Origin of the sequence: Nocardia sp. N2S4-5 (assembly GCF_044628355.1) — a bacterium.
GTDB classification, from domain to species: domain Bacteria; phylum Actinomycetota; class Actinomycetes; order Mycobacteriales; family Mycobacteriaceae; genus Nocardia; species Nocardia wallacei_B.
Window position 1 is genome coordinate 1,578,093 of the sequence record NZ_JBIUPM010000001.1, and the last position, 16,049, is coordinate 1,594,141.

1 protein-coding gene and 1 pseudogene are annotated in these 16,049 nt (G+C 67.8%); both read right to left on the bottom strand.

All coding sequences use genetic code 11. The features are described from left to right. Nucleotide 1 precedes the first annotated feature (1 nt). Nucleotides 2-3,994 carry an amino acid adenylation domain-containing protein gene (locus ACFMRZ_RS06830; protein ID WP_400178367.1) on the bottom strand — a complete coding sequence of 1,331 codons (3,993 nt, stop codon included), beginning with the start codon at nucleotides 3,992-3,994 and terminating at the stop codon, nucleotides 2-4. A gap of 130 nt (nucleotides 3,995-4,124) precedes the next feature. Then, nucleotides 4,125-15,071 (bottom strand): annotated as a pseudogene (locus ACFMRZ_RS06835) (amino acid adenylation domain-containing protein); the annotation flags it as partial. Nucleotides 15,072-16,049: the final 978 nt, after the last annotated feature.

The following is a 16,049-nucleotide window of genomic DNA, read 5'->3' on the forward strand; positions in this document are numbered from 1 at the left end:
CTCAGACCACCTCTCTGTTCATCCTGCGCAGCGCCGGTCGCCGAGAGGGGGCCAGCTGTTCCCACCGCTGTGCGAGTTGCGCGACGGTCGGGGCGTCGAATATCACCCGGACCGGAACCTCCACGCCCAGCACCGCCCGAATCCGGCTGACCAGCCGGGTGGCCAGCAGCGAATGGCCGCCGAGGGCGAAGAAGTCGTCGTCCACACCGACCCGGTCGCGCCCGAGGATCTCGGCGAACAACTCGGCGAGGACCCGTTCGCGCTCGCTGCCCGGGGCGCGATAGCGCGTCGACGAGGCGAATTCGGGGTCGGGCAATGCGCCGCGATCGAGCTTTCCGTTGGCGGTCAACGGCAGCGAGTCGATGACCAGCACCGCCGCGGGCACCATGAACTGCGGCAGCCGCTCGGCGGCGAGCCTGCGCAGATCGATCGGCAGGAGCAGGTCCTGGGGCCGGTTCACGTGCGCCGCCGGATCATCCACGGCGGCCGTGGGCAGGTAGACATCGGTCAGCGGCCGGTTCCGCGCGGTCGCGGCGTCGATGAAGACCGCGTCCATCCGATCCGGTTCGGCGGACCAGGTCACCGCGGTGCGGTGCCCCCATCGCCGGCCGAGCCGGTGTAGATCCTCGGGCAGCAGGCCGGACGGATCGGGGTCGTCGAGTTGATCGACCGAGACGGGACGGCCCGTCCCGATGCGCCGGGCGGCCTCGGTTTCGCCCAGCAGCCCGGCACGCGGAATGCCGGTGACGCGAATGCCTTCGGGGTGCGGGGCCGCCACCAGCGCGCGTAACCAATCCTCGTCGCGGAACGCGACTTCCGGCACGGTGGCCACCGACAGCGGGTTCGCCGGGGCCTCGCGCAGCACGACGTCGTAGCGGTACCGGGTCAGCTCGTTGACCGCGCGGCCACGCTCGAGTTCGATGTCGACGGTGCCGAAACCGCCCGCCTCGCGGCACAGACCGACGAAGTACTCCGGGGCGATCAGCAGTTCCTTCTCGGCGGACACGCCGCGGCGCACGCGGTCCCGGACCGCGGCGGGGTCGTCGCCACCGTTGCGGGTGATCTCTATCGCGGTGGTGAACTGTTCCAGCAGTGCGAGATTGCGCACGTCACCCACGAAGACCGCGCCGCCGGGGGCGAGCACGCGCCGCACCCCGTCGAGGACCCGCCGCAGGTACGCCTCGCCGGGGAAGTACTGCACGACGGAGTTGAGCACCACGGTGTCGAAATGACCGTCGGGCAGTCCACTCGTGTCATCGGCCGCCTGAGCGCTCGCGAACACCCGGTCCGCCCAGCCCACGCCCAAGCCGCGCAGCTGGTCCCGCAGTGTGCCGATGGTGGCGGCGGAAAGGTCTGTGGCCCAATACTCTTCGCATTCCGGGGCGAGCTGCGACAGCAACAGGCCCGAACCCACACCGATCTCCAGCACGCGGCGCGGCGACAGGTCGCGGATGCGCTCGACGGTGGCCGCACGCCATTCGCGCATATCCTCCAGCGGTATGGGTTTCCCGGTGTAGCTGCTGTTCCAGCCACCGAAATCCCCGCCGAACACCGGCTTGTCCGCCCCGTCGCCGTTGCCGACGTACAGGTCGTCGTACACCTGCCGCCACTCTCCGACCAGATCGTCCTCGGCGTGGTACGGACCGGATCGGTCGGCGACGACGTACGCGATCAGCTGTTTGTCGCCGGAGCCGGTATCGCGCGCCACCACGACGGCGCGCGATACCGAAGGATGTTGCGCCAGTGCGGCTTCCACCTCCCCCGGCTCGACGCGGAACCCACGGATCTTCACCTGATCGTCGACCCGGCCGACGAACTCCAGCTCCCCGGCGGAGTTCCATCGCACCGCGTCGCCGGTGCGATACAACCGGCCGCCCGCGTCGAACGGGTCGGCCACGAACCGCGCCGCGGTCAACGCCGGGCGGCCGAGGTAACCGCGAGCTACTTGCGCACCGGCCACATACAGCTCGCCCACGACCCCCGCCGGCACCGGCAGCAGCCACGAATCCAGCACGAACACACGCACATTCCGCGCTGGACGCCCGATCGGGACCGTGCCGTCACCGCCCGCGGCGGCCGCGTGCTCGGTCACGCAGGCCGTCGTCTCGGCGGGGCCGTAGCCGTTCACGATCCCGGTTCGGGGGTATTTCGCGTGCAGTGCGCGCACCACGTCCGCGGTCAGCTCGGTGCCGCCGGACATGATCTGTTCCAGCGTGGCCAGGGGCGTGCCCGGGACCGACCCGGCATGGTCGAGCACGGCCGACAGCAGCGGCGGGGTCGCGAACATCCTTGTCACCGACCAGGTTTCGATCAACCGGGTGATCTCCGCCGGATCGGAGCGCTGGGCACTCGTCACCACGACCGTCGCGCCGCCGCACAGCGTGGGCCAGATCTCATAGGTCGACGCGTCGAAGGCGATCGACGAATGGGCCAGCACGCGGTCGCTGGTGCCGGTCGGCCACGCCCCGGAAACCAGATTGACCATGTTGGCGTGGGTGATTCCCACGCCCTTCGGGACACCGGTGGAACCGGAGGTGTAGACCACGTACGCCAGATTTCCCGGCCGCGCCACGAACCGCTCCCGGCCGCGCGCGTCCTCGGCGTGCGGCGCATCGAGACACAGGAGCGGTGTCGCGGTGTGCGGCAGTCCGCCCGCGGTGGCGGAGTCGGTCACGACGAGCACCGGCGCGGCATCGGTGAGGATGAATGCCAGCCGGTCCGGCGGATAGGCCGGGTCGATCGGCAGGTACGCGCCACCGGCTTTCGACACGCCCAGCATCGCCACGATCAGTGCCGCGGATCTCGGCAACGCCACCGCGACAACCGAATCCGGACGCACGCCACGCGCGGTCAACGACCGCGCCAACTGCTCCGCGCGGGTATCGAGTTCCCGATACGTCAGGCTCGTGTCCGCACCGACGACCGCGACCGCCTCCGGGGTCCGGGCGGCCTGGGCCTCGAACAATGCGGCCAGGGTGGTGTCGGCGACGGGTGCGGCGGTCTCGTTGCGCCGCCGCAACAGCAGTTCCCGCTCCCGGACCTCGAGCACGTCGATCGCTCCCACCGGCGTACCCGGCTCGGCCGCGACCCGGCTCAGAATCCGCACCAGCCGATCCGCCATGGCCTCGACCGTGGACCGATCGAACAACCCGGTCGCGTACTCGACCAACCCGGCCCATTCCCGGCCGGCCGGGGCGTCGGTGATATTGAAGAACATGTCGAACCGTGCCGTCGCCGTATAGGCCGGGTACGGCTCGATTCGCACGTTCGGCAGTTCCAGCGCCGGCAGCGTGTTGTTCTGGAATGCCAGCGACACCTGGAACAACGGATGATGCGCCGCCGACCGCACGGGATTGAGCAATTCGACCAGTAATTCGAACGGAACGTCCTGATTCTCGTACGCCGCCAGCGCCTTCGCCCGCACCTGCCCCAGTAACTCGGCGAACGACGCGGCCGAATCCACCTGCGCCCGCAGCACCCACGAATTCACGAAGAAGCCCACCAGATCGGCCAGGGCCTGATCGGTGCGCCCGGCGATCGGCGAACCGATCGGAATATCGTCTCCCGCACCGAGTTTGGACAACAGCACGACCAAGGCCGACTGCAACACCATCGACACCGTCGCGCCCTCGCGCGCCGCCAGCCGCTCCACGGCCGCGCGGGTGTCGACGTCGATGGAGAACAGCACCATGTCGCCCCGATAGTCAGCCAGCCGGGTGCGCGGCCGATCGGTCGGCAACCGCAATTGCTCCGGCACACCGTCCAATTCGCGGCGCCAGTATTCGAACTGCTGGAACAGCACGCTCTCGTGATCGAGGTGCGAGCCGAGCAGTTCCTGTTGCCACAGCGTGTAATCCGCGTACTGCACCGGCAGTGGCTCCCAGTCCGGCGCGCGCCCGCCCAGTCGCGCCGTATAGGCCGTGGCGAGGTCTCGCAGCAGTGGCGTCATCGACCAGCCGTCGGCGGCGATGTGATGGATCAGGACCACCAGCACGCAGTCCCGCGGGCCGACGCGAAAGACGGTGGTGCGCAGGGGGATTTCCGACGAGAAGCTCGAATCCGTACCGCACCGAGGCGGTCACGGCCGAGTCCAGTTCGGCGGCATCGACGTCGCACACGGTCACCGGCGCCACGAGCTGGGCGGCGTCGAGCACTCGCTGCACGGGCGTGCCGTCGTCTTCGAAGAAGATCGTCCGCAGGCTCTCGTGCCGGGCCAGGACATCGCCGACCGCGGCCCGGCAGGCCGCCACATCGAACGCGCCGGTCACGCGCAGCGCCAGCGCGATGTTGTAGGTCGCGGACAATCCCTCGAGACGGTGGATGAACCACAGCCGCCGCTGCGCGAACGACAGCGGCACCACGTCGGGGCGCGGCCGGGCCGACAGCGCGGGGCGCACCCGTGCGCCGGTGTCCAGTCCGGCCGCCAGCTGCGCGACGGTCGGGGCATCGAAGACGGTCCGGATCGGCACTTCCACGCCCAGCACCGCCCGGATGCGGCTGACCAGGCGCGTCGCCAGCAGTGAGTGGCCGCCGAGCGCGAAGAAGTTGTCGTCCACGCCGACCCGGTCGAGCCCCAGCACCTCGGCGAACAGGTCCGCCAGCGATTGCTCCTCGACGCTGCCGGGCGCCCGGTACTCCATCGACGAGGCGAACTCCGGATCCGGCAAGGCCCTGCGATCGAGTTTCCCGCTCACCGTCAACGGCACCGAGTCGATCACCATCACCACCGCGGGCACCATGAATTCCGGCAGCCGCGCCTCGGCGAATCGGCGCGCGTCGGCGGCCAGGATGCCGATCTGCGGGTTGTTCGTATGAGCTGCCGGGTCACCCAGCGGGACCGGCGGTTGGTAGACGTCGGTCAGCGCGCGACCGCGAGCGACGACCGGATCGATGAACACCGCGTCCATCCGATCCGGTTCCGCCGACCAGGTGACCGCGGTGGCGTATCCGAATCGCCGTCCGAGCGCGTGCAGATCCTCGGGCAGTAGGCCGTCGCCGGGCCGCTCGTTCGTAGGAGCGAGCACGCCTTCCACACCGACGGCGAGTCCCTGGGTGGCGTCGCCGAGACGGCCGCCGCGGACGCGACGGGCGGCTTCGACCTCATCGATCAGCCCGGCGTGCGGAATGCCGGTGATGCGAATGCCGTCGCTGTGGCGTTCCCGGAGCGTCTCGCACAGCCGATCTTGGTCGCGGAACTCGATTTTCGGCACGTCGGCGACCGACAGCGGCCGCGAGGGCGACTTGCGCAGCACGACGTCGTAGCGGTACCGGCTCAATTCGTTGAGGCAGCGGCCGCGCTCGAGTTCGATATCGACGGCGTCGACATCGTCGCCTTCGCGGCACAGGCTCACGAAGTACTCGGGGGCCACCAGGAGTTCCTGTTCGGCGGCGATATCCCGGCGCACCCGGCGACCGATCGCCGCGGCATCTCCGACACCGTGCCGCGCGAGCTGCGCCGCGGTGGCGAATTCCTCGAGCAGTGCCAGGTTGCGCACGTCGCCGACGAATATCGCACCGCCGGGAGCCAGCAGCCGCAGCGCCTGTCCGAGCACCCGGCGCAGGTAGGCCTCGCCGGGGAAGTACTGCACGACGGAGTTGAGCACCACGGTGTCGAAGTGGTTCTCCGGCAGTCCGCGGGTGTCCACGGCGGCGCGGACCTCGAGGGCGACCCGCTCGGTCCAGTCGCCGCCGAGTTCGCGCAAGTGCCGTTCGAGTGTGGCGATGGTCGCGGCGGAAAAGTCCGTGGCCCAATACTGTTCGCACTCGGGGGCCAGTTGCGACAGCAGCAGTCCCGTACCGACACCGATCTCGAGCACCCGGCGCGGCCGCAATTCTCGAATGCGGTCGACGGTGGCGGCCCGCCATTCCCGCATCTGCTCGATCGGGATGGGCGCCCCGGTATAGCTGCTGTTCCAACCGGAGAAGTCCGCGCCGAACGCCGCCGGTGCGCCGGCGTTCCCGAGAGCGGCCGTGCCGGAATACAGGTCGTCGTACACCCGCCGCCACTGACCGACCAATTCGTCCTCGCCGATCGCCGGTCCGCGGCTGTCGGGGACCACATAGGCGACCAATTGCTTGCCGCCGGTATCGGTGTCGTGCGCCACCACCACCGCCTGCGACACCGAAGGATGCTGTGCCAGTGCGGCTTCCACCTCGCCCGGCTCCACGCGGAAACCGCGGATTTTCACCTGGTCGTCGGCCCGGCCGACGAACTCCAGCTCTCCGGCGGAGTTCCACCGCACCACGTCGCCCGTGCGATACAACCGGCCGCCCGCATCGAACGGGTCGGCCACGAATCGCGTCGCGGTCAGCGCGGCCCGCCCCCGATACCCGCGGGCCACTTGCGCGCCGGCGACATACAGTTCACCCGGGACTCCCACGGGCACCGGCAGCAACCACGAGTCCAGCACGAACACCCGGGTATTCGCGACCGGCGCACCGATCGGCACCGTGCCGGTGATGCCGTCGGGTACGGCCAGTGCCGTGACATCGACCGTCGCCTCGGTCGGCCCGTAGAGATTGTCGAGTCGCAGGCCCGGCCGTGCGGATTTCAGCGCATCGGCCAGTTCACCGGCGAGTGAGTCGGCGCCGGTGGCGATCTGCGTCAGACTCTCGAAAGGGTTGCCGCGCAAGGTTTCCAGGTGCTCCACCAGCGCCGACAGCAGGGGCGGGGTCGCGAACATCTTCGTCACCGACCGCTCCTGGACCAAGCGGATGATCTCGCTCGTATCCGATCGCTGCCCGCTCGCGACGACCAGCGCCGCGCCACCGGTCAGCGCGGGCCAGATCTCGTAGGTCGAGGCGTCGAATGCCACCGACGAGTGCGCCAGCACCCGATCCCCGGAGGTCGCCGTCCATGCCTGGGTGAGCAGATTCACCACGTTCCCATGAGTGATCCCGACGCCCTTCGGCACACCGGTCGAACCCGAGGTGTAGATCACGTAGGCCAGATTCCGCGGCCGCACCGCGACGTCCCGGCGGCGGTCGCTCATGTCGGCGAGGTCGGCCTCGTCGAGATACAGCGGCGGTATCGCGTTGCGGGGCAGGAGTTTCGAGGTCGGCCGATCGGTGACGAGCGCCACCGGCTCGGCGTCGGTGAGGACGAACGCCAGCCGCTCCGACGGATAGGCCGGGTCGATCGGCAGATACGCGCCACCGGCCTTCAGCACCGCGACCAACGCCACGAGCAACTCCGCGGACCTGGGCAGCGCGACCGCCACCACCGTGTCCGGGCCCACCCCGCGAGCACGCAGGGCGCCCGCCAGCCGGTCCGCGCGAGTATCCAGCTCGCGGTAGGTCACCTCGGTCTCGTCGCAGACCACGGCGACGGCATCCGGGCAGAGCGCGGCCCGATCGTCGAACAGGCCGACCAGCGTGGTGTCCGGGACTGCCACGGATGTGTCGTTCCAGTGGCGCAGGACCAGTTCACGCTCGTCGGAGCCGAGCACATCCATCGACCCGACCGGCACGTCCGGATCGGCCACGACCAGCCGCAGCAATCGCACCCATCGCTGCGCCATCGCCTCGACCGTGGACCGGTCGAACAGCTCGGTCGCGTATTCCACGAAACAGCTCCACTCCCGGCCGGGCGGAGCATCCGCGATATTGAAGAACAGATCGAAGCGGGAGGTGCCGGTGGGCGCGGGGTAGGGCTCGGCCCGGACACCGGACAGATCCAGGGCGGGCATGGTGTTGTTCTGGAATGCCAGCGACACCTGGAACAGCGGATGATGCGCCGCCGAGCGGGCCGGGTTGAGCAATTCGACCAATAATTCGAACGGGAGGTCCTGGTTCTCGTACGCCGCCAGCGCCTTGGCGCGGACCTGGGCCATGATGTCGGTGAACGGGGACTCCGGCGTCACTTCGGTCCGCAGCACCCAGGTATTGACGAAGAATCCCACCAGATCGGTCAGGGCCTCGTCGGTGCGCCCGGCGATCGGCGCTCCGATCGGGATATCCTGTCCCGCACCGAGTTTCGACAACAGCACGGCCAAGGCCGACTGCAACACCATCGACACCGTCGCGCCCCGGCGGGCCGCCAGCCGCTCCACCGCCGTCCGGGTCGCGAGGTCGATGGTGAAATAGGCCATGTCGCCGCGATAGCTCGCGGCCCGGGGCCGCGGCCGGTCGGCCGGCAGGCGCAGTTGCTCGGGCAATCCGTCGAGTTCACCGCGCCAGTACTCGAGTTGCCGGGACAGCACACTGCCCGAATCGTTCGGCGACCCCAGTAATTCCCGCTGCCACAGCGTGTAATCCACATATTGCACGGGCAACGGCGCCCACTCCGGCGCGCGATGCTCGAGGCGTGCCGCGTACGCCGTCGACAGGTCGTTCAGCAGGGGCGTCATCGACCAGCCGTCCCCGGCGATATGGTGTATCAGCAACACCAGCACACACTCGTCGGAGTCACGGCGAAAGACGGTGGCGCGCAAAGGAATCTCCGCGGACAGCTCGAATCCGTACCGCGCCGCCGCGGTCACTTCCGGCGCCAATTCCGTTGCGGTCGTGTCCGTGACGAGGAACGGCACGTCCGCATCGCCGGAGTCGAGTACGCGCTGCGACGGTTCGCCGTCGACATCGGCGAAGATCGTGCGGAGGCTCTCGTGCCGGGCCACCACATCACCGACCGCGGCACGCAGGACCGCGATGTCGACGCCACACAAGCGGACCGCCAAGGCCATGTTGTAGGTGGCGGACCGGCCCTCCAGCCGATGGATGAACCACAGCCGTCGCTGCGCGAACGACAGTGGCACGACATCGGGTCGCGGCCGGGGGGTCAGTATCGGGCGGACCTGGACACCGGTATCCATGCGGTGCGCGAGCTGTGCGACGGTGGGTGCGTCGAACACCGTCCGAATGGGCACCTCGATGCCCAGTGCCGCCCGGATCCGGCTCACCAGCCGGGTAGCCAGCAGCGAGTGCCCGCCCAGGGCGAAGAAGCTGTCGTCCGCACCGACCCGATCGACCCCGAGAATCTCCGCGAACAGTCCGGCCAGCACCCGCTCGGGCTCGGTGTCCGGTGCGCGGTAGCCGGCCATCGCGGTGAATTCGGGGTCGGGCAGGGCCTGGCGGTCCACTTTTCCGTTGGGGTTCAACGGAATCGAGTCGATCACCGTCACCGCGGCCGGCACCATGAATTCCGGCAGCCGGTCGGCCACCCACCGGCGCAGTCGTCCGCCGTCGGCCGGGTTGCCCGGATCGGCGACGACATACGCGATCAGCTGTTTGCCGCCCGCCTCGGTGTCACGCGTCACCACCACGGCCTGCGACACCGAAGGATGCTGTACGAGTGCGGCTTCCACCTCGCCCGGTTCGATCCGGAATCCTCGGATCTTCACCTGATCGTCGGCACGACCCACGAACTCCAACTGCCCCGCAGGGTTCCACCGCACCACATCACCCGTGCGATACAACCGGCCACCCACATCGAACGGGTCAGCCACGAACCGCGCGGCGGTCAGCGCCGCCTGTCCGAGATACCCGCGCGCCAATTGCGCACCGGCCACATACAATTCACCGGCCACCCCCACCGGAACCGGCCGCAACCACGAATCCAGCACGTACACACGCATATTCGCCAACGGGGCGCCGATCGGCACCGAGAGGCCCGTCGACGCCGTGCCCACCGCGAACATGGTGGCGAACACCGTGGTCTCCGTCGGACCGTAGCCATTGGCCGTCGCGGCGAGGGCTTTCATCCGGCGCGCGGTCGGAGAGGTCAGCTCCGCGCCACCGGCGATCAGCTGGTTCAGGCTTCGTAATCCCTTGCCGGGCGCCGACTCCGCCCGGTCGAGCAGCGCGGAGAGAAATGCCGGGGTCGAGAACATCTTCGTCACCGATCGAGTACCGACCAGGTCGATGATCTCGGCCGGGTCCGAGCGCTGCTCGGTGGCCACGACCAGTGCGCCGCCACTGGTCAGCGCGGGCCAGATCTCGTAGGTGGACGCGTCGAAGGCGATCGACGAATGCGCCAGCACGCGTTCACCCGGCCCTGCCGACCAGGTCTGGGACACCAGATTCAGCAGGTTCCGGTGGTTGATGCCGACGCCCTTCGGCACCCCGGTCGAACCGGAGGTGTAGATCACGTAGGCCAAATTCTGCGGATGCGCCGGAGCGATCCGAGCGGGCTCTCCGGCCCGGTCGAGAGTCTCCACATGGAGTTGCGGTATCTCGGTGTGCGGCAGGATGTTCGCGGTGGCGGAGTCGGTCACGACGACCACCGGCGCGGCATCGGAGAAGATGAGGGCCAGCCGATCCGACGGATAGGCCGGATCGATCGGCAGATACGCACCGCCCGCCCGCAACACCGCCAACACCGTCACGATCAGTTCCGCCGACCGCGGCAGTGCCACCGCGACCACGGCATCCGGGCCGACTCCGTGTGCGGTGAGGAGCCGCGCCGCCCGATCGGCCCGGGAATCGAGTTCCCGATACGACAGGACCGTGTCACCGCAGTACACGGCGTCCGCGTCCGGTGTCCGGGCGACCTGCGCCCGGAACAAGTCGAGCACGGTGCCGCCGGGGACCTCGACGGCGGTGTCGTTCCAGCGGTGCACTACTCGTTCGCGTTCGTCGGCGCCCAGCACCTCGATCGATCCGATCGCGGTGTGCGGGTCGGCGATCAGCTGCCGCAGTATTCGCACCAGCCGCGCCGCCATCGCCTCGACCGTGGGGCGGTCGAACAAATCCGTGGCGTACTCGATGAATCCTTCCCACCCGGCGGTGCCGGCGGTATCGCCGATATTGACGGTCAGATCGAATCGTGAGGTCGTGGTGGCGAGCGGCCTGGGCTCGATGTCGGCGCCCGGCAGCTCCAGCGTCGCCAGGGTGTTGTCCTGGAAGCTCAGCAGCACCTGGAACAGCGGATGGTGGGCCGCCGAGCGGGCCGGATTGAGCAATTCGACCAGCAACTCGAACGGCGCGTCCTGATTCTCGTACGCGGCCAGCGCTTTCGCTCGCACCTGCGCCAGCAATTCGGTGAAGGCGGCGGCCGGAGCGACCGATGCGCGCAGCACCCACGTGTTGACGAAGAATCCCACCAGATCGGCCGACGCCTCATCGGTGCGCCCGGCAATCGGCGATCCGATCGGGATATCCTCGCCCGCACCGAGTTTGAACAACAACACCGCCAGTGCCGACTGCAACACCATCGACACCGTCGCACCCTCACGAACGGCCAGGCGTTCCACCGCGTCACGGATTTCGGGATCGATGTCGAACAGCACCATGTCCCCGCGATAGGACGCCACTCGCGGCCGTGGCCGGTCGGTCGGTAACCGCAACTCCTCCGGCAACCCGTCGAGTTCGCGCCGCCAGTACTCGAATTGACGAGACAGGATGCTGTCGGGGTCGGTGCTCGCCCCCAGCCAGTCCTGCTGCCACAGCGTGTAATCCACGTACTGCACCGGCAACGGCGCCCACTCCGGCGGTCGGCCCGCTCGCCGTGCCGTATACGCCGTCGACAAGTCGCGCAGTAACACGCCCGCCGACAACCCGTCACCGGCAATGTGGTGCATCAGCAAAACCATGGCGTACTCGTCGCCGTCACCACGAAATACGGACGCGCGCACGGGGATCTCGGTGGACAGATCGAAGTGGTGCCCGAGGGCCGAGGTCACGGCCGCATCGAGCGCCTCGGAATCCACGTCCGTAACCGTCACCGGCGGTTCGAGATCCGCGACCTCGAGCACCCGCTGTGCAGGCACACCGTCCACCTCGGCGAAGACCGTCCGCAAACTCTCGTGCCGCGCGATCACGTCACCGACCGCCGCCGCGAACGCGTCCGGGTCGAACACGCCCCGCAGCCGTGCGGCCAACGGGATGTTGTAGGTGGCCGAAGGACCTTCGAGCCGATGAATGAACCACAACCGCCGCTGCGCGAACGACAGTGGCACCACATCGGGGCGCGGCCGGGCCGACAGCGCCGGACGCACGTGAGCGTTCGCATCCAACCGGGTCGCGAGTTGCGCGACGGCCGGGGCGTCGAACACCGTGCGGATCGATACCTCGATTCCCAGCACCACCCGTATACGACTCACCAACCGAGTCGCCAGCAGCGAATGGCCACCCAATTCGAAGAAGTTGTCGTCCACGCCCACTCGATCGAGTCCGAGGACTTCGGCGAACAGCTCCGCCAGTACCCGCTCACGCTCGCTGCCGGGGGCTCGATATTCCGCCGACGACGCCACCTCAGGATCGGGCAGTGCCCGCCGATCCACTTTCCCGTTGGCGGTCAACGGAATCGACTCGATCACCGTGACCGTGCTCGGCACCATGAAATCGGGCAGCCGATCCGCCACCCACCGACGCACCTCCCCGCCCTCGACCGGACTGCCTCGGTCGACCACGACATACGCGACCAGCCTGGTGTCACCGCGGACGTCACGGCCGGTCGCGACCGCCTGCGAGACGGAAGGATGCTGTGCCAGCGCGGCTTCCACTTCGCCCGGTTCGATGCGGAATCCGCGGATCTTCACCTGATCGTCGGCCCGGCCCACGAATTCCAGCTGCCCGGCGGAATTCCACCGCACCACATCACCCGTGCGATACAACCGGCCGCCCGGGTCGAACGGATCGGCCACGAACCGCGCGGCGGTCAGCGCGGGCCGGTCGAGATACCCGCGCGCTACCTGGGCACCGGCCACGTACAACTCACCCGCTACCCCGACCGGAACCGGCTGCAACCACGAATCCAGCACGTACGCCCGGACATTGGCCAACGGACACCCGATAGGGCTGCCGCCCGCGATGTCGTGCACCGTCGACAGGTCCAGCCGCGTCACATGGACCGTGGTCTCGGTAATTCCGTACATGTTCACGAGAGCCGGAAGTTCGGAGCGTCCGGCCGCATACCAGGGCCGCACATGCGTGTCGTGCAGCGCCTCTCCGCCGAATATCACCAGGCGCAGCGCGGAATCGGTGCTGTCGCGCAGCAATCGGGCCTCCGCCAGGGCACGGAATGCGGCGGGGGTCTGGTTGAGGACCGTAATTCCCTTGTCCACCACCAAATCCCACAGCTGTGTGGGAGTGCGCACCACCTCCCAGGGCACAACCACGATCCGGCCACCGTGCAGCAGCGCGCCCCAGATTTCCCAGACGGAGAAGTCGAACGCCTGGGAATGGCACCACGCCCAGACATCGTCGGGACCGAATTCACACCACGAAGCGGTGCCGAGAAACAACGAGACCACATTGCGATGGGTGACGGCGACACCCTTCGGTGCGCCGGTAGATCCGGACGTATACACCACATATGCGAGGTTGCCGGGTCGCGGTTCGCGGGCCGCCGCCTGTTCGTGCGGGAATTCCGCGCCGATCTCGTCGAGGAGAATGAGCGGAATCCCGTTCTCCGGCACTGCTTTCGAGGTGGCGCCATCGGTGAGGACCGTGACCGGCGCGGCATCTCCGAGGACGAATGCCAGCCGGTCCGCCGGATAACTCGGATCGAGGGGAAGATAGGCGCCGCCCGCTTTCAGCACCGCCAGCATCGCGACGATCAGGTCCGCCGATCTCGGCAGGACCACGGCCACAACACTATCCGCACCCACGCCTCGTACGATCAATTCCCGTGCGACGCGGTCCGCCCGCGCGTTCAGCTCCCGGTAGGAAAGTTCGACCCCGTCGGAGACCACCGCCACCGCGTCCGGTACCTGCCGCGCTCGGTCCTCGAACAACCCTGGCAGCGTCGCATCCGCATCGATCGGCACTGCCGTGTCGTTCCATACATCCGTCACCAACCGGCGGTCGTCACCGAGAATATCTACGTCCCCGATCGGCACGGCCGGATCGGACATCGCTTGCCGCAGATAGTGCTCGATGAATCCGAGATAAGTGCGGAGATCGTCGTCGGTGTATACGCGGGCGTCCCCCTCCAGCCGTAGATATCCCCCACGCTCCGACTGTCGTTCGTAATAGAAGACGATCGACAGATCGCCACTGTTTCCGGCCGAGTACAGCTGGAGATCGGCTGTGCCGCCGCTCATTCGCAGGGCGCCGAAGAACGACATGACATTGACGACCGGACCGAACGGGTTGTGCCCGGTGTTCGGTATCCGCCTGTCGCGCAGAATGTCCGGAATCCCGTACCGCAGGTGGGGTTCGGCCTCCGAGAAGGCGCCGGCGATCCTGGCTGCCAGCTCGCGCAGCGAGAGGTCGCGACTCGACTCGATGGGCAGGGGAACGGTATCGGAGAGTTGGCACGGCGTCCGGCCGGCGCGGCCGACTCGGTTCGATACCGGCATCTGGAGGCAGAATTCGTCGCGCAGCGAACAGCGCTGGATGGCGGCCGCGGCGACGGACATGAGCAAAAACGGCAGCTTGACCTCGGCGGCGCGCGCCGCACTCACCAATTCGCCGAGCGCCGCGGCGGAGAAGCTGTACGTGCGACCGAGCCGTCCGGGCCGCGCGTCGGCATCGGCATGGCCCGGGAGCCGCAGCGGGTCGACATCGGACACGCGCCCGCGCCAGTACTCGCGATCGAGTGCCCATTGGTGGCGGCGATAGGCACGATCGTCTTCGACGATATCGTCGATGCTCACGAAACCCGAAGGCTCGGGAGTGGTTTCGGCCGTCAGCGCGCCGTACACATCCAGCACTCGCTGCGCCCAGGCCGCGACGCCCACACCGTCCATGATGATGTGATCGAAACACGCCGACAAGAAATAGTGATCATCCCCCACCTGCAGCAGCGCGACCCGCAGCAGTGCATCCCGCTCCAGATCGAAACCCGACTCACGGTCCCGGGCCATATAGCCGAAGGCGGCCGATACCGGATCGGGCTCCGCGGTGAAATCGACGTACGCGGAGGCCCAGCCGTCGATATCCCGTTCGACGGCCATGAGCCCGTCGGCGCCGCGCAGGAAGTTCACCCGCAGCGCCTCCGACTCGGCGAATACCTGCCGGAGCGCGGTATCCATGCGGCGTCGGTCCAATGCGGCACGGATATCGATATATACAATGCAATTATTAGGAATATCCGACAATTCGTGAGCGATCCAAAGTTCGTTCTGAATCGAAGTCGAACGATGCATAGGTGACCTAACTCCCGGATTGCATATCGGACAAGCCGTCATTGTGTGGTTTCCTGCGGGCGCACACCGGATGGACCGGAAATCCTGTGTGCGACATACCCGGTCGGCTATCCTGCGCGCATCACCAACCGGACGAGCATTAGGGAAAAGCGAACGCAATCGAGTGTTCTGTTGTGATCCAGATAGATTTTCGACCGGCCGTCACATCGTGGTCAGCGGGACCAGCCTAGCGCAAGACGGCGCAGACACCGCGATGACACACTCGACGTCTTCCGACCGCCCCCCGTGGCTTCTGCACTCATTCCGAAACTCCTTTCGGCTTCGAACGGAATCCATACCGACAGGGCGCACACGCTGGCTGGAATCAGCTGGACGAACCATTGGAGAACACTGAAACGAGGCCACGGCAAATGGGCCCGCAAAACACGGTGGTGGATGTTCGGCCCCGTCGTTGGAACCCCCGTCTATACCTCAGAGTTCCTTCCGGATGCCGATTTGTCAAGGTACCCAACCTAATTCGGGGGATCAAGACAAACTGGACGTCCTGGAAATCTTCTCTATGTCGGCCGCAGGTTCGCACGCGTCGGCGGAACGGGGAAGACGACCGCACGCCCCCGATCATCAGCAACTGTCGATCCGCACCCGTGGGCGGCAACACGATACTCGGCGCGCGGCCGCGATCCGTGGACGGACCGGTCGGAATACGGCCAGCCGTAACCTGCTGTCCCAGAAACCTTTCCGATCCAGAAGTCAACACCAGCCGGGCCTCCGCCGGCGCCGCGGCGCGCGGCCGCCGCCACCGCAACGCCAGGTCCACACCCGATCTCCACGACAGGGTCATCGCCCGTCACCACGGCGAGATCGGCGACCGTCCTGCGGCGCCGACGCCCCACGGCGAATAGACTGAGCCCTACCACGAGCCCAGTCGGCCCGGAAAACCCTGGTCGGCCCATGTGATGGTTGACGATGAGAGCCCGTTGCGCATCCATTCGGAAGATCTCCTCCGCGACCGTGGTCGGC